This is a genomic window from Streptomyces sp. NBC_00162 (genome assembly GCF_024611995.1).
Classification (GTDB): Bacteria; Actinomycetota; Actinomycetes; order Streptomycetales; family Streptomycetaceae; genus Streptomyces.
The window spans coordinates 7,069,327-7,091,853 of the sequence record NZ_CP102509.1; the positions used below are offsets into that span (position 1 = coordinate 7,069,327).

Sequence of the window (22,527 nt, forward strand, 5' to 3'; positions counted from 1 at the left end):
AGGGTTCGGGCTTCGGGGTCACTCGGAACCGAGGTGACGGGCGATCAGCGCCCGCAGGTCCGGGTCGGTCGGCGGCCCGGCGGGCACCGGGTGGTCGGCCAGGACCTGCCCGGGAGACCCGCCGAGTACGACCACCCGTTCGGCGAGGGCCAGGGCCTCGTCGATGTCGTGCGTGACGAACAGGACGGTGGTGCCCCTGCGCTGCCACAACTCCCGCAGCAGGGCTTGCATCCGGGTGCGGGTCAGCGCGTCCAGCGCCCCGAACGGCTCGTCCATCAGCAGCACTTCGGGCTCGGCGGCCAGGGCGCGCGCCAGCGCCACCCGCTGCTGCATCCCGCCGGACAGCTGCGCGGGATACTTGTCCGCGCCGTCCGAGAGGCCCACCTCGGCCAGGGCGGCGAGGGCGCGTCGGCGGCGCTCCGCACGCGGGAGGCCGAGGCGCTTGAGGGCGAACTCCACGTTGCCGCGCGCAGTGCGCCACGGGAAGAGCGCGTAGTGCTGGAAGACCACGCCCCGCTCGGGGCCCGGTCCGCGCACCGGCTCGGATCCCGCCGTCACCCGCCCGGCGGTGGGCCGCACGAACCCGGCCACCGCGTTCAGCACGGTGGACTTCCCGCACCCGCTCGGCCCCAGCAGAGCCGTGAACGACCCCGCCGGGAGGTCCAGGTCGGTGCGCTCCAGCACCGCCGTGCCCCCGTACCCGACGGTCAGCCCCTCCAGTCGCACCCGTCGGCTCATGACGCGCTCCAGTGCACGAACCGGCGGCCGATCGCGGCCAGGACGAGGTCGACGGCCACGCCGAGCAGCCCGAGCACGAGCAGCCCCGCGAACATCCGGTCCACGCGCAGGAACTGGCCGTCCACCTGGAGCCGGTACGCCAACCCGCTGTCCGCGCCGCCCAGTTCCGCCGCCACCAGGGCGAGCAGCGCCACCGAGGCGCCGTAGCGCAGTGCCGCGAGCAGGGCGGGTGCGGCGGCGGGCAGCAGCACCTCGGTGAACCGCCGGTGCAGCGGCGCCCCGAGCGACCGGGCCGCGCGCAGGTGGGACACCGGCACCCGGGAGACCCCGTCGTGGACGTACAGCCAGACGGCGAGCAGGACGGCGTACGCGATGAGCAGGCGCTTGGCGGTCTCGCCGATGCCGAACCAGGCGGTCGCCAGCGGCACCAGCGCGATGGCCGGTATCGGGCGCAGGAAGGAGATCACCGGGGTGACGGCGGCGGAGAGCGCCGGCAGGTACCCGGTGGTGAAGCCGAGCGCGCTGCCGAGGACCGCGCCCAGGGCGAAGCCCTGTCCCGCCCGGGTCAGACTGGCTCCGAGGTCGGTGGCCAGGGTGCCGCTGCGGACGCTGTCCGCCAGGGCGGCCGCGGTCTGCCCGGGCGTCGGCAGCAGCCCCGGGGCCACCCCGGCGGACCGGGCGAGCAGGTACCACAGGGCGAGCACGGCGCCGGCCGCGCCCAGGGCCGGACCGAGCCGGCCGAGGGTCCGGCCGGGCGGGGAGGGGGTGGCGTGCACGGGGTGGCTCCTCGTTCGTCCTCGTCGATAAGTGAGGTCAATAATTGACGACGCTTATGAAGGGCGTGTTGCAGCCGTGCGAAGCCTGCCGGGGCCACCCGGCCCGCCCGGCGCGATGAGGTACGTTCGCCAGCGTGTCTCGCCCCGAACCCACGCCCGAAGCGATCGAGGTCGGACGGGTGATCCGCGGCTGCCGCAAACAGCGCGGGGTCTCCATGGCAGTGCTCGCCACCCGCTCCGGTCTCTCCCAGCCCTTCCTGAGCCAGCTCGAACGCGGACTCGCCACGCCCAGCCTCAGCTCGATCTACCGGATCGCCGAGGCCCTGGACGTCGCCCCGGGCACCTTCCTCCGGCCCCCCGCCCGACCGGGCACGGTCAGCCACGAGAGCGACCCCCAGGTGATCCGCGTGAACGAGGCCGCGGGGCAGGTGGCGCAGGTGCTCATCCCCGGCGGGCGCAGCGGGCTGATGGAGGCCTACGAGCACCACTTCGAGCCCGGCCAGGGCGAACGCGGCTGGTTCGAGCACCCGGGCGAGGACTTCCTCTACGTCCTGGAGGGCGAGATCGTCCTGGAGGTCGAGGGCGAGGAACCGCTGACCCTGCGCGCCGGACAGAGTGCCCACCACCGCGGCGAGGTCCCGCACCGCTGCCGCCTCGCCGGCCCGTCCGCAGCCCGCACCCTCCTCGTCATCGCAGGCGGTTCCTAGGGCTTGTCAGGGGAGCAGGTGGGCACACCGTCCAGCCACTCGGGCCCCTGGACGTAGATGTTGGTGACCCAGGCCCCGTAGTCCGGCAGGTAGGACCAGGCGTCGTTCGTGTAGCCGTCGGAGGTGACCTTCTCCGCGTGCTTCTGGCACTCCACGCGGATCGCCGTCGGACCGGGGAAGGCGTAGACCCGCGCCGCCTTGGTGGAGGGCTGGGCCTTGGTCCACACGCCGGAGCCCCACGTACGGAAGACGTGCCCGGTCACCGGTCCGGGGTCGATGCGCACGGCCCCGTAGTAGTCGCCCCCCAGCCGGACGTCACTGACCATCAGCTTGGTGCCGGACTGCCGGGCCTCGGCCATCTTGCCCGCGCCGAGGTAGATCGCGATGTGGTGCACATGCTGCGAGGTGCCCCAGACCAGCAGATCGCCGGGGAGCAGCGGGCCGAGTCCCTGGGCGGCGGTGAAGCGGCCGGCGGCGCGGTGCGTGTAGAACTGGGCGCTCGCCACGCCGTCCAGGATGTCCGACCCGGCTGCCTCGGCGTAGGCGTACCGCACCAGCCCCGAGCAGTCGAACCCGAGCCGCTCGGGATCGTGCTCGCTGGCCGGGTCGGTCGGGTCGACCTGCCCGTAGGTGGGGCCGGGCCGGGGCCCGTGGCCGCCGCCCCAGGTGTACCAGACGTCCGCGGCGACCTGCGCGCAGGCGGCGGCGACGGCCCGCTCGGCCGTCGCGGAAGCCCCCGGCGCCCGTACGGAACAGGTGTCGTCGGCCGCGGCCGACGAGGCGGGAGCCCACAGGAGGAAGGCCAGTAGCCCGACGACCGTGGCCAGGAGAGAGGATCGGCGACGCATGCGAGGACCTCGATTCGTGATGCCGTGAATGAGAGCAGCCTGCTGGCCGGGGCCCCGCCCGGGGAGGCCCCGGCGCCGCCCCGTTGCGACGGGCAACGGGAAACACCCCGGGAAACCCCCTCCCAGCTGGGGCACTTCGCCGCCCGCACGTCAGGTACGGGGACAGGCCGGGCCGGGGGAGAGCCGGCAGATCTCCGCCAGCCGGGCCCCGACGTCCACGCTCCACAGCCGTACGGTGCCGTCGGTGCTGCTGCTGGCCACCGTCCGCCCGTCGGGGGAGAAGGAGACCCCCCACACCGCGCTGGTGTGACCGGACAGCGCGGCCACCGGACGGTGGCCGGCCACCTCCCACAGCCGCACCGTACGGTCGTTGCCGCTGCTCGCGAGGGTCCGCCCGTCGGGGGAGAAGGCGATGCCCCGCACGGAGCCGGTGTGGCCGGTGAGCGCCGCCTCGAAGCGGTGGCGGCGGGCGTCCCACAGCCGTACGGTCCCGTCGTTGCCGCTGCTGGCGAGCGTCCGGCCGTCCGGGCTGAAGGCCACGCCCCGTACCGCCCCCGTATGGCCGCCGAGTTCGGCCAGTTGGAGGCGCGCGGAGACGTCCCACAGCCGTACGGTCAGATCGTCGCCGGCGCTCGCCAGAGTGCGCCCGTCGGGGCTGAACACCACGTCGTTGGCGAAGTCCGTGTGCCCGGCGAGCACGGCGAGCTGGCGGCGCTCCGCCACGTCCCACAGCCGCACCGTGCCGTCCGAACCGGCCGAGGCCAGGGTCCGCCCGTCCGGTGCGAAGGCCACCGAGAACAGGGTGCCGCCCTGGCCGGTGAGGGTGGCGGCGGACCCGCGCGCCGCGATGTCCCACAACCGGATCGTGCCGTCGGAGCCCGCCGAGGCCAGCGTCCGCCCGTCGGGGGCGAAGGCCACCGCGAACACGGTCTCGGTGTGCCCCGCGAACGTGGCCACCACCCGGCGCCCCGCCACGTCCCACAGGCGCACCGCGTGATCCGCTTCGGCGGTGGCCAGCAACTTCCCGTCGGGGCTGTACGCGGCGTGCCAGACCTCGGTGAACGGACGCGAGGTCAGCACCGGGCCGCGCAGGTCCCACAGCACCACCGACTGGTCGAACCCGGCGGTGGCCAGCACCGCCCCTGCCGGGTCCACCGCCACCCCGAGCACGTAGTCGGTGTGTCCGGCGAGCGTCGCCGTCAGCCGGCCCGCGCGCACGTCCCACAGCCGGGTCGTACCGTCCCCGCCCGCGCTGACGACCGTCGTCCCGTCCGGGGTGAACGCCACGCCGTTGACGTCGTCGCTGTGTCCCGTCAGCGTCGCGGTCGTCCGGCGCCCGGCCACGTCCCACAGCCGTACGGTCCGGTCGACGCCCCCGGTGGCGACGCTCTGCCCGTCCGGTGCGAACGCCGCCCCGAGCACCTCGTCCGTGTGCCCGGCCAGGACGGCCAGCGGACGGGCGCCCACCGGATCCCACAGCCGTACGGTCCGGTCGGCTCCGGCCGACACGAGCGTGCGGCCGTCCGGCGCGTACGCCAGGGCGTTGACCCTCCCCGCGTGGCCTTCGAGCGAGGCCACCGCCCGGTGCTCCCCGGTCGCCTCCCACACCTGGACGGTCCCGTCGGCGCCCGCGACGGCCAGGGTCCGCCCGTCGGGCGCGAAGGCCACGGCCCGGGCGCCGGTGGTGTCCGGCGAAAGGACCGCGGCCGTACGGTGGCCGGTCAGGTCCCAGAGCCGCGCCGGACCGTCCGTGGAGGTGGCCGCGAGGGTGCGGCCGTCGGGGCTGAAGGCGACGGCGCGTACCCGCCCGGGCAGGGTGAAGGAGGCCGTCGTGCGGCGGTCGGCCACCCGCCGCAGGGTCACCGTGCCGTCCGAACTGGCCGTCGCCAGCTCGCCGTTCCCCGGGGCGAAGGCCACCGCGTTCACGGGACCGCCGTGCCCGCCGAGCCGGGCGATGAACGGCTGGGACTGGGTGCTCAGCAGCGCCCCGCGGGCCTCGATCGTGGCCGCCGTCCCGTAGGCCTCCGCGGCCAGCCGCATCGACCTCTCGGGCTGGCCCGCCGCCAGCGAGGCCGACTGCAGGGCGAGCGCCCGCGAGCGGGCGACGCGCTCCTGGCCGAGCGCGCCCGCACGCTGCTCGTACGCCAGCCCGCCGGCGCCCACGGCCAGCACCAGCAGGACCACGAGCGTGGCCAGCATCCGCTGCCGCAGGCGCACCTGGCGCCGGGCCTGCCGCCCCCGGCCGTCCTCCCCGTCCTGGCTGGCCCGCAGGAAGTCCTCCTCGAGCGGGCCGAGCCGGCTCCTGCCGTCGAGCTCCTCGGCCCACGACCGGGCGTTCTCCAGCCGGGTCCCGCGGTAGAGGGCCGACGGATCGCGGCCCTCGCGCTCCCATTCGGCGGCGGCGTGGGCCAGCTGCTGGTGGATCAGCAGGCCGGCCCGGTCGGCGTGGATCCAGCCGCGCAGCCGCGGCCAGGCGTGCAGCAGGGCCTCGTGGGTGATCTCGACCGTGTCGCTGTCCATGGTGACCAGCCGGGCCCGGACGAAGGTGTCGAGCGCCGCAGCGGCCCGGTCCGCGTCGGCCAGCTGCTCCATCAGCGCGGTGCGGCTCATCCGGCGGCGGGTCGCCCCCGCGCCGTCGGCGACGTGGACCAGCCGCACCAGGACGCGGCGGATCGTCCGCTGCTCGGCCGGGTACAGACGGGCGAAGACGGTCTCGGCGCTCCGCCCGATCGCGCCCTGGATGCCACCGGTCCGCTCGTACCCGGCGACCGTGAGGGTGGATCCGCTGCGCTGCTGCCAGGTGGCCATCAGCGCGTGGGAGACCAGCGGCAGCGCGCCGGAGGGGGTGTGGCCGGGGGTGTCCTCGCGCAGACCGGCGTCGCGCAGCAGCAGGGGGACCAGGCCCGGTTCGAGGGTGACTCCGGCGAGCTCCGCCGGGCGGGTGATCGATTCCCGGAGCTCCGCCAGGGACATCGGGGGCAGTACGAAGAGCCCCGACGCGAAGACCGAGGCGAGTTCCGGCAGGTCCAGACAGCTGCCGGTGAAATCGGCCCGTACGCCGAGCACCACGACGGCCGGGTCGGGCCCGTCCCCCGCCGGCCGGGACGTGGACACGGCCGACAGCACCCGGGCGAAGGCGTGCCGCTCGTCCTCGTCGGAGCAGAGGGTGAACAGCTCCTCGAACTGATCGACGATCAGCACGAGCCGGACCGGCGGGGGCTCCCCGTCCACTGGCCCGGTCGCTTCCGAGGCGGTGTCCGCCGGTGTGCGGACGGCTTCGAGCAACGCGAGCGGCCGCTCCCGCAACTCCTGTGCGCCGATGCCGAGATCGCTGCCCAGGACCTTCGCGGTGCAGTCCAGCAGCTCCTCGAGCGGATGCGCGGTGGGAGTGAACCGCACCACCGGCCAGGCGTCGGCGCCCGGCATCGGGAAGCCGCCACCGCGCCGGAGCGCCGGGACGAGGCCGGCGTTCAGCAGGGAGGACTTGCCCGCGCCGGAGGGCGCGACCAGCATCAGCGGCCCGCTCCCGATCCGTTCGAAGACCCGCTCGACCAGCTCGGCCGTGGCCCGCTCCCGGCCGAAGTACCATCCCGCGTCCTGCGCGGTGAAGGCCGGCAGACCCCGGTACGGGCACTCCCCGCCGTCCGGCCGCCCGCCGGGCCCGGGGACGGGGACGGGGTCGGGGTCGGGCGGTCCCGTCTCAGGGACCATCCGCAGCAGTTCGCCGCCCGCCCGCAGCACGTCGTCGCAGCGGCGGGCGACATCCACGGTCGCGCGCTTCGAGCCCGTCTCGATCTTGCTGAGGTAGCCCTTGCTGTAGTGCGTCCGGCGGGCCAGGTCGGCCAGCGACATGCCCCGTTGCATCCGCAGACGTCTCAGCTGCGCGGGAAACGGCAGGGTGCCGATGTCCTCGGATTCGTGCTGGTGATCGGTGTTCGGCCGGCGGTCCGGATCCCCCAAAACATCCCCCATGGCCATGCGCGCCCAGGTACCGAGATGGCGGTTCCCAGGCTACAGCGGGGGTCGGACGGACGGCCAAATCTTCGGTTTCGTATGACGAGAACAGGAACGTCCGGAGCCGACGGACGGCGGCTCCGGACGCTGTCCCCCGAGGCCGCTACGGGTTGAGGCGCACCGAGTTGACGGGCGTCAGATCGGCGTAGACACCGGTCTTGGCGGCGATGGGGTTGCCGCAGCCGGCCCCGTTGTATCCCGTGCACAGATTTGCGGTCGCACCGCCGTACTGGTTGTTCAGGACCCAGTGGTTGCCGTACTGGTTGCTGAGGTTGTGGGCCCCGTACTTGTAGAAGATGTGGGTCGGCTTGACGGCGGGGTTCTGGTTCTGGGGATAGATACAGACCGCCCCGTCCGGGCATCCGGCCCACGCGTCGGCCGGCTTGGCCTCGACCGTACCGCTGAGCGCGAGCACGGCGGCGACGGCGGTCGCGAACGCGGCGGCGCCGCGGATCATCTTGCGCATGATTTCCCCTCGTGGGTCTTGCCTGGTGCGGACGGTTCCAGCCTGTGGCCGCCGAGCCCCTGGGTCGACGGGTTTCCCGTTGCCCGTCGCGGCCGGACCGGGGAAACCCCCGGCGACCAGCCGGGTCGCGGACGGGAGGTCAACACGCCGGTCGGGGCGGCCGGGAAGACGGGCTCCCGGGCCCGGCCGGGGGCCGCCAAGGCGACGCGCGGGCGGCCACCCGTCCGGACCTGAAAATGAGGCCGTTTGCCAGCGGGAGGTATCCATCCGCTTACCCGGTGTGGCGAGCGGCCCTGATCGCCCATAACTTCGGCATCGTGACGAACCGACAGCTCACGGTCCTCGCATGCATCTCAGTCGTCATGGCCACAGGCCTCGGCGTGGCAGCGCCTTCGGCCGCCGCGGCCCGACGCACGGTGCATCCGGGAGAATCGATCCAGGAAGCGGTGGACGCCGCACGGCCGGGAGACACCATCATCGTGCTCCCCGGCACCTACCACGAGAGCGTGCACATCACGAAGTCCCTGACCCTGCGGGGTTCGGGGCCGACCACCGTGATCACGCCGCCGGCCGCGCCCGCGCCCGCGCGCGCCGAGAACCCCTGCGCACAGACCGGCAACGGCATCTGCGTCATAGGAGCCGCGGAGAAGACCGTCAACCGGGTGAGCATCCGCTCGCTGACGCTGACGGGCTTCAGGAAGAGCGGCATCTGGGCCTCCCGCACCGACCGGATGACCGTCGAGCAGGTGACCGCCGAGAAGAACGGCACCTGGGGCATCGCCCAGGAGAGGTCCACCCGGGGTGCGTTCCGGAACAACATCGCCCGCGACAACGCGGAGTCCGGCATCTTCGTCGCCAACACCATCGACCGCGAGGGCGGGGCCACCGACACCCTCGGCGCCGTCGTGCGCAACAACACGCTGACCGGGAACCGGATCGGAGTCACGGTCAGGCGGGTCCGGAACCTCTCCGTCAACGAGAACGTCCTCACCGGGAACTGCGGCGGGATCTTCGTCGTGGGCGACGAGGGCGAGCCGGGCGCCGGCGACATGACCATCCGCGGCAACCGGATCCACGAGAACAACAAGTTCTGCCGCGGCAACACCCGCCTCCCCGACATCCAGGGCGTCGGCATCGTCCTCACCGGCGCCGAAGAGACGCGCGTACGTTCGAACTCGATCCGCGGCAACGTGGGCGCCTCGCCGCTGTCCGGCGGAATCCTGCTCTTCAAGAGCTTCGTGGGCGCCACGAACACCGACAACGTCATCAAGGACAACGAGGTGAGGGGCAACAAGCCGGCGGACCTGGCCAACCAGGGGACGGGAACCGGCAACAAGTTCCTCGGCAACCGGTGCGACAGCTCCCAGCCCGCGGGGATGTGCTGACCGGTGTTCCCCCTCATCAGGAGAATCGAGGCCGTATGACCACGGTAAGTCCCACCCCCACCCCCACCGCCGTCACCGCTCCCACGCCCGGCCCCGCCGTCACCGTCGCATCCGCCGACATGGCCGCCCCCCAGTCGGCGATGCGGCTGCGCGAGCTCGTCTTCGGCGCGGCGATCGCCGCCGCCGTACGGGCGGCCGCCCGCCTCGGCGTCGCCGACGCCCTCGGGGAGTCACCCGCCACCGCGGAGGAACTCGCGGCCGAGGTGAACGCGGCGGAGCAGCCGCTGCACCGGCTGCTCCGCGCCCTCTCCTGCTACGGGATCTTCGCGGAGACCCCGGACGGCAGGTTCGTCCACACCGAGATGTCACGGCTGCTGCGCGAGGACGATCCGCACAGCCTGCGCTACATCTCCCTGTGGTGCACGGAGCCCTGGACCTGGCAGGCCTGGCCGCGGCTCGACGAGGCGGTGCGTTCCGGCGGCAGCGTGTTCCACGACCTGTACGGCAAGGGGTTCTTCGACTACCTGCACCAGGACGCGCACGAATCCGCCCACGTGTTCAACCAGGCCATGACCGCCTCCAGCACGCAGTCGGCCCTGGACGTCGCGGAACTCCTCGACCTCACCGGAGTCTCGGTGGTCGCGGACATCGGCGGCGGCCAGGGGCACGTGCTGGCGAGCCTGCTGGAGAAGCACCCGGCCCTACGGGGAGTCCTGCTCGACCTGCCGGGTGTCGTGGCGAAGGCCGATCGCCGGCTGCGCGACGGCGGACCGCTCGCCGGGCGTACCGACATCGTTCCCGGCGACTGCCGCCACTCCATCCCGGTCGCCGCCGACCTGTACATCATCAAGAACATCCTGGAGTGGGACGACGACAGCACCCGCAGGACCCTGCGGAACGTGATGGAGGCGGCCCGCCCCGGCGCCAGGGTCGTCATCATCGAGAACCTGGTGGACGACACCCCGTCCATGAGGTTCACCACCGCCATGGACCTGATGCTGCTGCTCAACGTGGGCGGCGCGAAGCACACCAAGAGCAGCCTGGTCACCCGCATGACGGACGCCGGCCTGGTGGTCGGCGAGATCCGCCCGGTCAACGCGTACCTGCACGCATTCGAGTGCACCGTCCCCGGGTGAGAACGGCGGCCGGGCGCCACAAAACCCCGAGACCGGCACGGAGCCGGTCTCGGGGGCCCGGGCGCTTCTGACCGCGTCAAGCGTCGGTCATGAGCGTGCTGTTGACGAGATCCAGGAACTCCCGCGGCGACTTGCACTTGTCCGCGTCGGGGGGCAGGGGCCGGCCGCTGCGGTTCTCCAGCTCCCCGACGATGCCGAGCAGCCCCAGCGAATCGAGCCCCCACTCCTCGAAGTCCGCGTCGGGCCGGGCGGCCATGGCCGCGGGGTCGACGGTGACACCCGCGCCGTTGTGCATCAGCGCGGCCAGATCCTCCATCGTCAGTCGCATCAGTCCAGCGGTCATGACGGACCTCTCCTCAGTCGTGCGCCGGCGGGTACCGGTCGGTGATCAGACGCATTTCGGAGCGCTGCAGGAAGCGGGAGATCTCCTCGTCGGTCGTGGGGACGCCGTCCTTGGCGCTGTCGACCAGCCTGGCCAGCACGGCCGCCTTGTGGCTGCCCTCGACACCCAGGGCCAGAGCGGGCCGGGCGTCGAGCTTGCCGTGCAGGTCGAGGAGCCGGACGACGAAGTCGTCGCGCTGGAAGACGGTGCTGCTCACGATGGGGCTCGCCGAGTCGCCCACGGCGGCCTCGTCCTGCCCGGCCAGCAGCCGCGCGAGCGCCATGCCGCACCCGTCCTTGGCGGGATAGAACAGCGCGTGCCGCCGGACGCCGTCGGGATCGGGCCCGCCGGACGCCACGTGGTGCACCGCGGGGAGCGCCGCCCGGGTGAAGAACATCCGGGCGGAACCGGGGTCGCTGAGGTCCCGGTCCTGCTCGAGGTACGGATTGAGGGCTGCTTCCAGCGCCCTGACCTCGGGCTGCTCGGCCACATGGCGCAAGGCCACCAGGAGGTCGCCCTCCACCTCGACGGCCCGGACGACCCGGTTGCCGTGCATGAAGAGGGTGGTGCGGCGCAGCCTGGTCTTCTCGTCCACCCGGGCTTGCGGGGAGGTGTACCCGGCCAGCAGTTCCGCGACGACGGACTCGCTGCCCGGCTTCACCGTGAAGGTGAGGGCGTGGCGCACGACGCCGTCCCCGCGACGGGGAGCGGAGGAGACCGGTGCGGGCGCCGGGTTCCTGCCGGGGGCGGGGGCCTTGCCGGTCTCCCGCAGCACGCTGAACCGCAGCGAACGGGTGTCGCGTACGCAGCCGTGCAGCGGCTGGACCGTCGCGACGTGCTCCTCGCTGTTCAGCCAGGCCAGGAAGCGCGGGGCGCTCTCCCATTCGCTGGTGATGAGCCACTGCGAGGGGTTCTCGATCGACTGGCACAACTCGTCGCTGATGTGTCCGGGAACGGACGACACCTGCCGACGCATGTGCTCGTAAACCTCGAGGAACTGATCCTGAGCCCCGTCGTACAGGTCCAGCAGCAGTACGACCCGAAGCCTCGCGCCGTCGAAGGCGGACTGGGATATCCGTTCCGACAAGGTCGTCATCGTTCACACTCCTTCGACATATCGCGCGGTCGCCACGGGGCGGCGCCACCCGAATCGATCGTGGTCCGGTAGTGCCATCGGCGCGAGAGGGGAGAACCAAGCGGGTGAACGGGCGAGGGAACGCCCCTCGTACAGGGCATGGAAGAAGCCATGAAGGAAAACGTCGACCACCGCGTCCCTGTCCTCATCGTGGGCGGCTCGCTGGTGGGCCTGTGCACCTCACTTTTCCTGGGGCGGCACGGCATCAGGCACATGCTCGTCGAGAAGCATGCGGGTACCTCGATGCACCCGCGCGGACGCGGAATCAACGTACGGACCATGGAGTTGTTCCGTGTAGCCGGAGTGGAGGACCGGATCCGTGAGGCCGCCTCGGTCCTGGCGGACAATCACGGAATCATGCAGGGCGGCTCACTGACCGGCGACGACATGGAGTGGCTGTTCGAGGAGATCGACCCCGGGGGCGCGCTCGCCCGGTTCAGCCCGGCGGCGTGGTGCCTGTGCAGCCAGAACGACATCGAGCCGGTGCTGATGTCCGTGGCCCCCGAGCTCGGCGCGGACCTGCGGTTCTCCACCGAACTCCTCTCCTTCGATCCCGACGACACCGGTGTGACCGCGATCGTGAAGAACCGGGACACCGGGGAGCACAGCACCGTGCGCGCCGACTACCTCGTCGCCGCGGACGGGCCGCGCAGCCCCGTCCGGGAGCAGCTCGGCATCGGCCAGACCGGCCACGGCGACCTGTTCCACAACGTGAGCATCACCTTCCGGTCCCGTGGGCTCGCGGAGGTGGTCGGCGACCGGCGCTTCATCGTGTGCTATCTGACCAAGCCCGGCGCGGACGGGGCCCTGCTCCCCGTCGACAACCGCGAGCGGTGGGTCTTCCACGCGCCGTGGCACCCCGACCGGGGCGAGACGATGGACGACTTCACCGACGAGCGCTGCGCGGAACACATCCGGCGGGCCGTCGGCGCGCCCGACCTGGACGTCGAGATCACCGGAAAGGCCCCGTGGCACGCCGCCGAGCGCGTCGCCGAACGGTACGGGACCGGACGGGTCTTCCTCGCCGGTGACTCCGCCCACGAGATGTCCCCCACCGGGGCGTTCGGCTCGAACACCGGCATCCAGGACGCGCACAACCTCGCCTGGAAGCTCGCCGCCGTGCTGAACGGCTCGGCGGGACCGCGACTGCTGCACACCTACGAGGTCGAGCGGCTGCCCGTCGCCAGGGCGACGAGCGAGCGTGCCTCGGCCCGCTCGGCGGAACACAGCCACCCGGGATACGAGCCCGAGGAGCCCGCCCGCGCCCCGGCCGGCGGCGGCCGGGCGGGCGGGGTCCTCTCCGTCGCCATGGGCTACCGCTACAACCTGGGCGCCGTCCTGGGCACCGATCCGGAACTGCCCGTCGTGCCCGAACGGATGCGGCTGAACGGCGAGCCGGGCACGCGCGCGCCGCACATGTGGCTGCGGGGGCCCGGCGGGCGGACGTCCACGGTGGACCTCTACGAGCGGTCCTTCGTGCTGCTCAGCTCCGAGGGCACCCCCTGGCGGGCGGCGGCGCGGTCCGCCGCCGCGCAGTTGGGCGTGAGCCTGGACGCGTACGCGATCGGCACCAGTCCGGAGGCCGACCTGGCCACGGAGGAGGGCGCCGACTGGGCCGAGGTCCACGGCACGACGAAAACCGGGGCGGTCGTCATCCGCCCGGACGGCTTCGTGGCCTGGCGTACGGCGGAAGCCGTGGCCGACCCGGAAGCCGTCCTCCACGAGGTCCTGGGCGCACTTCTGTACCTGACCTGACCTGTCCTGACCCGCACCCCCGGTCCGCACCCAGGCCCCCCGCACCGCCCCCGGCGGAGCGGGGGGCCGACGTCCGGGCGGCTCACCCGGACGTTCGGGCCGGCCGGCGGGCGGCGAACTCGTCGACGAACGCGGTGCAGAACGCCTCCAGGTCGGCCGGTTTGCGGCTGGTGACCAGTGTGGCCGGGGCCTCGCGGCAGACGTGCACCGGCTCGTCCACCCAGGTGCCGCCCGCGTTGCGGATGTCGGTCGCCAAACTCGGCCACGAGGTCAGCGTGCGGCCCCGTACGACGTCGGCCTCCACCAGGGTCCAGGGGGCGTGGCAGATCGCGGCGACGGGCTTGCCGGCCTCGAAGAAGCTCCGGGTGAATCCGACGGCCCGCTCGTTCCTGCGCAGGGCGTCCGGGTTGGCGAGCCCGCCGGGGAGCACCAGGGCGTCGTACGCGTCCGCCGTGTCGCCGGCGAGGACGTGGTCGACGGGGAAGGTCCCCGCCTTCTCGAGATGATGGTAGGCACGTACTCGGCCGGGCTTCGTGGAGACCAGCTGGGGATTCCAGCCCGCTGCGAGCACGGCCTTCCACGGCTCGGTCAGTTCGATCTCCTCGACGCCTTCGGGCGCCATGAGAAAGGCGATGCGCACCAGGCTCACCTCCTTCAGTCGGGGGGTTCGGACGGTTCTCCGGGAGCCGGCTCGCTCGGAGCCGGGTCGGGTCCGCGGGGCTCCGGACCAGGGTCCCGACCGGGCTCGCGGGGCATCGGATCCGGCCCCTCGGGCGTGGGCCCGGGGCCCTCCGGTTCCGGTTCCGTCGTTCGTTCCATGAGGGTCACCTCTCCGTCGTACCTCCTGCCCCTGCCCGCCACGGAGCGGCCCATCCCCACCCCGTGACATGCTCTAAGGATGACGAGCGATTCCGCGCTCCCCGGCGAAGCCGACGGTGACCGGGCCGGGCTCGCACCCGCACCGGAGGTGCTCGCACTGGCCAGGGTCGTGGCCAAGCTGCGCGCGGAGGTCATGGCCCTGGAGGGGGCCGCTTCGACCACGGCCGTCGTCGAGCGGGCCACGGGCGTGCTGATGGCCCGCGACGGCGCGTCCGCGGAGGAGGCGTACGAGACGCTGCTCCGGCGGGCCTCGCGGCGGGGGCGGACGCTCCTGGAGGAGTGCTGGATCACTCTGGGTCAGGTCCGCTCACGCGAGGTGTCACCCCCGCAGCCCCCCGCGCAGGCCGGTCCGCCCGCACAGGAGGCGCTGTCGGCCTTCAGTACCGGTCGCCACCTCGTCACCGGCCGGAGCGGCGGACTCCGTCCGATCCTGGCCCGGCTGGCCGACGGCCTGGCCGGAGCACGCAACCCGGACGAGGTCGCCGGCCTGCTGCGGACCGTACTGGGCGACGCCGCGGGCGTGGACGGCGTGATGATCTACGCGGTGGCGCCCGCCGGGAGCCTGAGGCTGGCCGGGCACTGCGGCATCGGGGACGACCTGGCCGAACAGTGGCGGCACGTTCCGCCGCTGAGCGGCGTGGCCGCCCTGGAGGCCATCGGCGGCGGGCAGCCGCTGTGGCTCGAGGATCCCGCGCGGGACGCCATCCGCTACCACCTCATCGGGGACCCGCCCGAGCGGTGGCCGACGCGTGCCTGGCTCCCGGTCCCCGGCGACCGGCCGGTGACCGCCGCCGTCGGATTCTTCCGTACCCGGCAGGACCCCTTCGACGCCGGCACCCGGACCCTGCTGCGCCGCGCCGTCCGGCTGTGCGCGGACTCCCTGCGCTTCACCGGGCGCTCCGCCGGCCCCGGCACGCGGGGCGAGGTGGAGGCCGTCCAGCGGATCCTGGACGCGATGTCCGGAACCGCGATCCTGCTGACCCCGCTGCGCTCGGAGACGGGGGAGGTGCAGGACTACCGGATCGACGCGGCGGCGCCGGAATCGGTCGACGTGGCCGGGAGGCGGGGCAAGGAGCTCGTCGGACGGCACCTCCTGGAGACCTACCCCACCGTGGCGGCAACGGCCCTGTGGGAGGGATACCTGGACACGCTGACCACGGGAACGGCCTACGAGGGCCCGCCCTTCGTCTACGAGGAGGTCAGCGCCGGAGTTCCCCGGGAGTCCAGCTACTCGGTCCGGGCCACGCGCCTGGGGGACCGGCTGATCGTGACCTGGGTCCGCCACGACTCCCATGAACGCGAGACCCGCCGACTGGAGGACATGCAGCGGCTGGGCAACCTCGGCTGGGCCGGCTGGAACCTGGTGACGCACAGCGTCACCTGGTCCGAGCAGGTCTACACGATCTTCGGCCGCGACCCCGCGCTGGGCCCCATGCCGCTGGAGGAAGTGCCCCGGCACCTCGTTCCCGAGGATCTGCCGGTGCTGGCCGCGGCCCTCGAGCGGCTGCTGGGCGAGGGGGCCGCCATCGACCAGCCCTTCCGCATCACCACCGCGGACGGCGTACGGCACCTGCGGATCGTCGCGGAGGCGCAGAAGGACGTGGACGGCGCCCCGGTCGAGGTGCACGGCTTCTTCCAGGACCTCACCGCGCAGCGGGACGCCGAACTCGCCCTGCGCGAGAGCGAGCGCGCCGTCCTCGTGGAGCGGGGCATGCTCCAGGCCGAACGCGCCCTCGCCGCCCGGCTGCAGGACGCGCTGCTGCCCATCCCCGAGCAGTCCCTGGAGCTGGCCGGGCTGTGCATCGACGTCGCCTACGTACCCTCCGAGAGCGGGGTCAACGTCGGAGGTGACTGGTACAGCGCCATCGAACTCCCCGACAAGAGCGCGCTCTTCGTCGTCGGGGACGTCGCCGGTCACGGCCTCGACGCCGTCGCGACCATGGCCCAGCTGCGGTTCACCACCAAGGGCATGACCGTCACGGGCTCGGCGCTGCCCGATGTGCTGAGCAGGCTCAACACCCTTCTCCTGCACACCGCTTCGGACAACCACGGGGCCACCGCCACCGCCACCGTGATCATGGGCATCTACCGGCCCTGGGACCGCCGGCTGACGTGGGTACGGGCCGGGCACCTGCCGCCCCTGCTGATCCGGGACGGTGCGGCGAGTTTCCTTCCGCTGCCCGCCGGCAGTCTGCTCGGGGCCACCTTCGACTCCGTCTACGAACAGGACAGTCTCGACCTGCAGCCCGGGGACCATCTGGTGCTCTACACCGACGGGCTGGTAGAGGAGCCGGGGGAGGACATCGACCTGGGGCTCGCCCGGCTCGCCGAGACCGCCCGGCGGCTGCTGGAGGACGGCCGGGACGAAATGCTCGCCCGAACGCTGGCCGCGCGGCGCCAGGGTCACCGGGACGACATCTGCGCCCTGGACATCCACGTCCCCGACTAGACGGTACGGGTCTCCGTCTTTAGACGGTGCGGGTCTCCGTTTCGCCGACGAGGCCGGCCACGTGGTCGGTGATCGTGTCGAGGACGTCCGCCGAGGCCGCGTCGTGGCCCAGTACGAGGAGGCTCAGGGTCAGCCCGTCGGTCATGGCCGCCAGGTAGCGGGCCAGCGCGGGGACGGGCACCCGAGGGTCGAAGCCCATGCTCGGGCGGAGCTGCTCGAGGAGTTCGGTGTAGGTGTCGGCGTACAGCTCGTACTGCCGCCGGGCCAGGTGCTCGAAGCCGGGCTGACGCAGGGCGTACTGGGTGAGCTCGTACGTGAGCATGTGCTCGCCGGGGTGGGCGGCGACGTGGTCCCAGTACGCCTGGAAGCCGGCCCGGACGGTCTCCCTGAGGGTGGACTTCGGCTGGATCGCCTCCTTCACCACCGCGATGTAGTGATCGGTGATCGTGGCGATGACCGACTCCAGCAGGGCCTGCTTGGACTCGAAGCAGTAGTGGAAGACGCTCAGTGACACGCCCGCCTCCGCGGCGATGGACCGGGTCGTCGTCCTGGCGACGCCGTCCCGGGTCATCGCGCGGATCGCGGCCTCCGTCAGCTGCCGGCGCCGCTCGGCCGACGGCATACGTGCCATGGGGGTTCCCTTCGGTCGCGCCCAGGGAACCCCCTGGGCGTCAGCTGCTGTACACACCCACCTCGTGCAGGGAGTAGCCCCACTGGGTGCCGCGCTGGACGCCGTGGACGCGGACGTAGCGGGCCGGGGTGCCGGCGAACTGCGCCGTGTCCAGGCCGCCGTCGCCGGTGGTCGTGGACCACACGGACTGCCAGTTCGTGCCGTCGGCCGACAGCTCGATGCGGTACGACTTCCCGTACGCGCGCTCCCAGTCGAGGGTGACGCGCTTGACCAGGCTCGGCGTCCCGAGGTCGATCCGCAGCCACTGGTCGTCGCTCCAGTCGCTGGCCCAGCGGGTGCCCGTACTGCCGTCCACCGCCCGGTCCGGCGCGTAGCTCGTGAACGGGTTCCACTCGGAGGAGGAGGCCGCGGCGGGGGCGCCCGAGGCGAGGTTCACGCCCGCCTTGTGCTTCTCGGAGCCGCCCCAGGTGGTCAGGTACGACTCGGCGCCCTTGAACAGGTCGTCCACCACGCCCTGGCCGCCGACGATCCGGATGTCCTCGATCCAGTCGGGGACCAGGCCGTAGTGCGCGGCGCCGTCGGTGTTGAGGTCCCACGTCCGCACGCCGGTGGTCTGCTTGTCGATGACGGAGCCGCCGTCGGTGCTGCGGAAGGGGTAGCGCACCGGGTTCGGGGTGTCGGCGCCGCGGGGGCCGGGCCAGCCGCCGACGCCGTTCATGTCGGTTCCGTAGCCGTAGCCGACGTTGTACTTGTCGCGCAGGGCGTCCGTGCGCTTGGCCTCCGCGCTGAACCCCTCGGCGCCGCCCATGTACTGGCCGATGAAGCCGCCCAGGCGGTACAGCCGCTCGGTCCAGTCCATGTCCATCCAGCTGTGCGAGGAGATCACGCCGGGGTAGGACTCGGACTCCAGGATGTCGAAGGCCTGGCCCGCGGCCTTCACGCCCATGTGGTCGATCTCCAGCATCATCTTGCGTTTCATCATGCCGCGCACCGCGTAGTCGCCGAGCTCGGTCAGGCCGCGGGTGTTGCACTGCGCGTCCGCCGCGTACGCCGGGACCGCCACACCCTGCGGGAGCTGCTTCTCAGCCGAGGGCGCCGCCGCGAGGCCGATGGGGTTGTCGTGCTGCGGGCCCCGGCACTTCTCGGTCTGCCAGAAGGTGCCCGTCGACAGGAACTGGCCCACGTTGATCGCCGTGCCGAGGGCGCCCTGGTCGAAGCGGACCCCGCACAGGGCGTTGTCGAACTTGTGGCACAGGAACATGCTGCGCACGCCCAGCTGGTACAGCTCGTCCAGGCCGCGGTCGATGTCCTGCTTGCTGCACTGGGCGATGTCGAGGATCTGCTTGCAGCCGAACGGTTCGGAGGTCTCGACGCCGAGCACCACGGCGAGCTTGCCCTGCTTGATGACCTCGCGGGCCTGCGCGGAGTCGGTGACGATCCGGAACCAGCCCTTGCCCTGGCCGCCGTACATCTTGTCGATGTAGGCCTGCATGTCGTACGTCTTCTGCGCCTCGAGGCGGATGGCGGTCATCTCGTCGCAGCCGCGGTCCTTGAAGAAGTAGACCGAGCAGATCACGCCGTTGGTCACGAGGTCGTTGACGAGGACCCGCTGGCCGCCGCGCCAGGCCCGTTCGACCCAGGCGTAGTAGTTCTGCTGGTGGGTCAGCGAGTCGTGCGCGGGCCAGTCCTTGAAGGTCGGCCAGCCGTTCGGGTCGTGCTTGCCGTCGCCGCCCTTGGTGATGAAGTCGAAGATCGCGAGGGAGCCGTCGGGGTAGTGCTCGGGACAGTCCTTGAGCGCGTCGGCGATCCCCTGCTCGGAGAACGGCTTGCCGCAGATGAGCCGGCCGCCGAAGCCCTCGTTGGACATCAGGTGGTCGTGCGCGTCGACGAAGCCGCGGACCCGGCCCTGGGCGTCGGTCCCCTTGAAGGGCTCGCCCGTGACGTTGATCTCGGAGTCGGGCGCGGGCCGCGCGACCGGGTTCCACCAGCCAGGGTCGGCCGAGGAGCTCGCCGCGGGGCCGAGCACCATGGCCACCACGGCGAGGAGCAACGAGAGCACCGCGAGGGGCCGATGCCGGTGGTACGGGTGTCCAGTCATCGTCATCACTCACGTCTTCGGTCGGTGAACGGGGCCCTGAATTGTCATGGCCCGCGCAAGGTGTGGACGAAACGATCGCTACTGCTGCTCACAGAGTCAAGAGTCCGGGACAGTTGACCTGATGATTCGTCAGAATGCGGCGCCCGGAACGGGATGGGGAACAATGTCTCAGCATTCAAAACAATTCGTCTCACATTCCGGCTGTGTGGTTAGGGTGACGGCATGAACGAGCAGCGGATACCCCGCAGTTGGCTGATGCTCGCCCTGGGCACGAGCGGCCAGGCCGCCAGCACCACGGCGCTCTACGGCCTGGCCTACCTGGTCCCCGCGTTCCAGCGGGAACTCGGGCTCTCGCTGGCCGGCGCCGGTCTCCTCGTCTCCTGCCCGATCTTCGGGATCCTGCTCGGACTGATCGGCTGGGGGGTGGTCGCCGACCGGTACGGGGAGCGGCTGGCGCTGTCCGCCGGACTGCTGATCGCCGCCGCGGTGACGGCCGTGGCGGCGACCGTGCACGGCACGTGGACGCTGGGGGCGCTGCTGATCCTGGTCGGCGCCGCGGGCTCCTCCGTCAACTCGGCCTCGGGGCGGCTGGTCATCGGCTGGTTCCCGCCCGACCGCCGGGGCATCGCGATGGGGGTCCGGCAGGCCTCCCAGCCGCTGGGCACCGCGGTGGCCGCGGCCGCCCTGCCACCGCTCGCCCACCACTTCGGCCTCTCCGCGGCCTTCGGATTCTGCGCCGCGCTGTGCGGGGCCGCGGGCGCCGCGATCGCCCTGTGTGCCGTCGATCCGCCGCGCCCCCGGCGAGCGGCGGGTGTACCGGCTACCCCGGCGCCGTACAAGGGCGGCTACCTGTGGCGGCTGCACGGTGCCGCCGCGGTGCTGTGCGTGCCGCAGTTCGTGGTGACGGGATTCGCCCTGATCTTCCTGACCGAGGTGCGCGGCTGGTCCGCCGCCACCGCCGGCGGGGTGCTGGCCGTCGCCAACCTGGCCGGCGCGGGGGTACGGCTGCTCGCCGGCTGGTGGTCCGACACGGTGGCGAGCCGGATCCGCCCGATGCGGCTGCTCGCCCTGGCCACCACGGCCGACCTGGTCCTGCTGGCCGCCGGAGCCGCATGGGACTCCGCGGTCGGCACGGCGGCCCTGCTGCTGGCCTCGGGCCTGACGGTCAGCACCAACGGACTGCACAACACCGCGGTCGCCGAGTACGCCGGTCCCGACTGGGCGGGCCGCGCCCTGGGGGTGCACGGGATGGGCCAGCACGCCGCGGTGGTCCTCGTCCCGCCGCTGGCCGGTGCGCTGATCGCCGGACAGGGCTACCCCCTGGTGTTCGCCCTGGCGGCCGTCTTCCCGGTCCTGGCGGCCGTACTGCTGCCGGCGGGGGACAGGGCGGCGTACTGGCCGGCGCCGGCGCCGACGCCGGCGCCGGACGGCGGGCGCGTCGCCCCGGAGCCGCCTACCGTCGAGGTATGAGCGGGATCGTCGTGGTCTACGAGGTCGATCAGCCGGACCTGTCCGTCCGGCGCGTGCACGCCGCGCCTGCCGCCCCGGGAACGACCTCGGTCCCCGGGCCGAGGACCTTCTGCGGCAGGGACACGTTCGCCATGGAAACGGCCCCGTGGACGCCGTCGGCGGATCCCGGCGCCACGTGGTACCCCCCGCAGCACGCGGACCTGATGTGCGCCGCGTGCGACGACGCGGCCTCGTAGGAAGGTCCCACCATGCCCATCGCCACCGTGAACCCCACGACCGGACAGACCCTGCGTACCTTCGACCCGCTCGACGCACCGGGCATCGAACGGTTCCTCGCGGCCGCCGCCGCGGCGGCGGCCACGTACCGTCACACCTCCTTCGCGGAGCGCGGCGAGCTCCTGACCAGGGCGGCCGCGCTCCTGGAGGCGGAGACGGACGACATCGCGCGGACCATGACCACGGAGATGGGCAAGCCGCTGGCGGCGGCCCGCGCCGAGGCCGCCAAATGCGCGAAGGCCATGCGCTGGTACGCCGCCCGGGCCGAGTCCCTCCTCGCCGACGAGCACCCCGACGCCACCGACGTGCGCGACGCCGGAGCGGCGGCCGTCCGGGTGGCCTACCGGCCCCTCGGGGTGATCCTCGCCGTCATGCCGTGGAACTTCCCCCTGTGGCAGGTCGTACGGTTCGCCGCGCCCGCCCTCATGGCCGGCAACGTGGGCCTGCTCAAGCACGCCTCGAACGTCCCCCAGACCGCGCTCTACCTCGGCGAGCTCTTCCACCGCGCCGGGTTCCCCCGCGGCTGCTTCCAGACCCTGCTCATCGGCGCGGCGGCCGTGGAGGGCGTGCTGCGCGACCCGAGGGTGGCCGCGGCCACCCTGACGGGCAGCGAGCCCGCCGGGCGCGCGGTCGCGTCCGTCGCCGGGGACGAGGTCAAGAAGACGGTCATGGAGCTCGGCGGCAGCGACCCGTTCGTCGTGATGCCCTCGGCCGACATCGACCGGGCCGCCCGCACCGCGGTGACCGCCCGCGTGCAGAACAACGGGCAGTCCTGCATCGCCGCCAAGCGCTTCATCGTCCACACCGACGTCCACGACGAGTTCGCCGAGCGCTTCACGGCCGGGATGCGGGCGCTCACGGTGGGTGATCCGATGGAGGCGTCCACCGACGTCGGCCCGCTGGCCACCGAGACCGGCCGGGGCGACCTGGAGCAGCTGGTGGACGACGCCGTGGGGCACGGCGCGACGGTCCTGTGCGGCGGCCGGCGCCCGCCCCGGTTCCCGAACGGCTGGTTCTACGAACCGACGGTGCTGACCGGCCTCACCCCCGCCATGCGCATCGACCAGGAGGAGGCGTTCGGGCCCGTCGCCACCCTCTACCGGGTGGGGAGCCTGGACGAGGCCGTCGAGCGGGCCAACAACACCCCCTTCGGGCTCAGCTCCAACCTCTGGACCCGCAGCGAGGAGGACGTCGAGCAGGCCGCGCGCGACCTGGAGGCGGGCGGCGTCTTCGTCAACGGCATGACCGCCTCGCATCCCGCCCTGCCCTTCGGCGGCGTCAAGCGGTCCGGGTACGGGCGCGAGCTGTCCGGCCACGGAATCCGGGAGTTCTGCAACATCACCACGGTCTGGCAGGCGGCGGACGAGGACTGAGCCCGCAGG

The 22,527-nt window shown here is 72.7% G+C and carries 18 protein-coding genes; 8 read left to right on the forward strand and 10 right to left on the reverse strand.

The features are described from left to right. Positions 1–18: 18 nt before the first annotated feature. Together JIW86_RS32890 and JIW86_RS32895 are read right to left on the reverse strand one after the other, a co-directional pair. Positions 19–738, reverse strand: a complete 720-nt coding sequence (locus tag JIW86_RS32890; protein WP_257557494.1) for an ABC transporter ATP-binding protein — start codon at positions 736–738, stop codon at positions 19–21. Then, positions 735–1,514, reverse strand: a complete 780-nt coding sequence (locus JIW86_RS32895; RefSeq protein WP_257557495.1) for an ABC transporter permease — start codon at positions 1,512–1,514, stop codon at positions 735–737. Before JIW86_RS32895 ends, JIW86_RS32890 begins: the two co-directional genes overlap by 4 nt. Positions 1,515–1,648: 134 nt before the next feature. Here JIW86_RS32895 and JIW86_RS32900 point away from each other — a divergent pair, with 134 nt between their 5' ends. After that, positions 1,649–2,221, forward strand: coding sequence for a helix-turn-helix domain-containing protein (locus JIW86_RS32900; protein WP_257557496.1), 573 nt, complete (start codon positions 1,649–1,651; stop codon positions 2,219–2,221). Here the strand turns inward: JIW86_RS32900 and JIW86_RS32905 are convergent. The 3 genes from JIW86_RS32905 to JIW86_RS32915 form a co-directional block, all read right to left on the reverse strand. Next, positions 2,218–3,069 (reverse strand): NlpC/P60 family protein, encoded by an 852-nt coding sequence (locus JIW86_RS32905; protein ID WP_257557497.1) that lies wholly within the window; start codon positions 3,067–3,069, stop codon positions 2,218–2,220. The two genes, JIW86_RS32900 and JIW86_RS32905, sit on opposite strands and share 4 nt — an antisense overlap. A 150-nt stretch (positions 3,070–3,219) precedes the next feature. After that, positions 3,220–7,047, reverse strand: coding sequence for a helix-turn-helix domain-containing protein (locus tag JIW86_RS32910; protein WP_263862076.1), 3,828 nt, complete (start codon positions 7,045–7,047; stop codon positions 3,220–3,222). Between the two features lie 139 nt (positions 7,048–7,186). After that, entirely contained in the window at positions 7,187–7,549 is a 363-nt protein-coding gene (locus JIW86_RS32915) for a hypothetical protein (protein ID WP_215143591.1), read from the reverse strand. Between the two features lie 317 nt (positions 7,550–7,866). Between JIW86_RS32915 and JIW86_RS32920 the strand changes: the two genes are divergently transcribed. Then, a complete protein-coding gene (locus tag JIW86_RS32920; protein WP_257557498.1) occupies positions 7,867–8,934 on the forward strand; it encodes a right-handed parallel beta-helix repeat-containing protein in 1,068 nt (355 codons plus the stop codon). A 35-nt stretch (positions 8,935–8,969) separates the two neighbouring features. Then, entirely contained in the window at positions 8,970–10,070 is a 1,101-nt protein-coding gene (locus JIW86_RS32925) for a methyltransferase (RefSeq protein WP_257557500.1), read from the forward strand. A 76-nt stretch (positions 10,071–10,146) separates the two neighbouring features. Here the strand turns inward: JIW86_RS32925 and JIW86_RS32930 are convergent, their stop codons facing one another. Together JIW86_RS32930 and JIW86_RS32935 are read right to left on the reverse strand one after the other, a co-directional pair. Next, the gene (locus JIW86_RS32930) at positions 10,147–10,413 is read right to left on the reverse strand and encodes an acyl carrier protein (protein ID WP_257557501.1); all 267 of its coding nucleotides are present in this window, start codon (positions 10,411–10,413) and stop codon (positions 10,147–10,149) included. A 13-nt stretch (positions 10,414–10,426) separates the two neighbouring features. Continuing rightward, on the reverse strand, positions 10,427–11,548 hold the full coding sequence (locus tag JIW86_RS32935) for a SchA/CurD-like domain-containing protein (RefSeq protein WP_257557502.1): 1,122 nt from the start codon (positions 11,546–11,548) through the stop codon (positions 10,427–10,429). Between the two features lie 150 nt (positions 11,549–11,698). Here JIW86_RS32935 and JIW86_RS32940 point away from each other — a divergent pair, with 150 nt between their 5' ends. After that, positions 11,699–13,342, forward strand: a complete 1,644-nt coding sequence (locus JIW86_RS32940; protein ID WP_257557503.1) for an FAD-dependent oxidoreductase — start codon at positions 11,699–11,701, stop codon at positions 13,340–13,342. A gap of 82 nt (positions 13,343–13,424) precedes the next feature. Here JIW86_RS32940 and JIW86_RS32945 read toward each other — a convergent pair whose 3' ends face one another. Further along, a complete protein-coding gene (locus tag JIW86_RS32945; RefSeq protein ID WP_257557504.1) occupies positions 13,425–13,982 on the reverse strand; it encodes a type 1 glutamine amidotransferase domain-containing protein in 558 nt (185 codons plus the stop codon). A gap of 258 nt (positions 13,983–14,240) precedes the next feature. On the opposite strand from JIW86_RS32945, the gene JIW86_RS32950 reads away from it, so the two are divergent. Next, complete coding sequence (locus tag JIW86_RS32950) at positions 14,241–16,670, forward strand: SpoIIE family protein phosphatase (RefSeq protein WP_257557505.1); 2,430 nt, start codon at positions 14,241–14,243, stop codon at positions 16,668–16,670. Between the two features lie 19 nt (positions 16,671–16,689). Here JIW86_RS32950 and JIW86_RS32955 read toward each other — a convergent pair whose 3' ends face one another. Next, positions 16,690–17,301 (reverse strand): TetR/AcrR family transcriptional regulator, encoded by a 612-nt coding sequence (locus tag JIW86_RS32955; RefSeq protein WP_257557506.1) that lies wholly within the window; start codon positions 17,299–17,301, stop codon positions 16,690–16,692. Between the two features lie 40 nt (positions 17,302–17,341). Then, complete coding sequence (locus tag JIW86_RS32960) at positions 17,342–19,405, reverse strand: discoidin domain-containing protein (RefSeq protein ID WP_257557507.1); 2,064 nt, start codon at positions 19,403–19,405, stop codon at positions 17,342–17,344. Between the two features lie 216 nt (positions 19,406–19,621). On the opposite strand from JIW86_RS32960, the gene JIW86_RS32965 reads away from it, so the two are divergent. The 3 genes from JIW86_RS32965 to JIW86_RS32975 are packed head-to-tail and all read left to right on the forward strand — an operon-like array spanning position 19,622 to position 22,518. Then, positions 19,622–20,869, forward strand: a complete 1,248-nt coding sequence (locus tag JIW86_RS32965; RefSeq protein WP_257557508.1) for an MFS transporter — start codon at positions 19,622–19,624, stop codon at positions 20,867–20,869. Continuing rightward, on the forward strand, positions 20,866–21,105 hold the full coding sequence (locus JIW86_RS32970) for a hypothetical protein (RefSeq protein WP_215149611.1): 240 nt from the start codon (positions 20,866–20,868) through the stop codon (positions 21,103–21,105). Before JIW86_RS32965 ends, JIW86_RS32970 begins: the two co-directional genes overlap by 4 nt. A gap of 12 nt (positions 21,106–21,117) precedes the next feature. Further along, entirely contained in the window at positions 21,118–22,518 is a 1,401-nt protein-coding gene (locus JIW86_RS32975) for an NADP-dependent succinic semialdehyde dehydrogenase (RefSeq protein WP_257557509.1), read from the forward strand. Positions 22,519–22,527 lie beyond the last annotated feature (9 nt).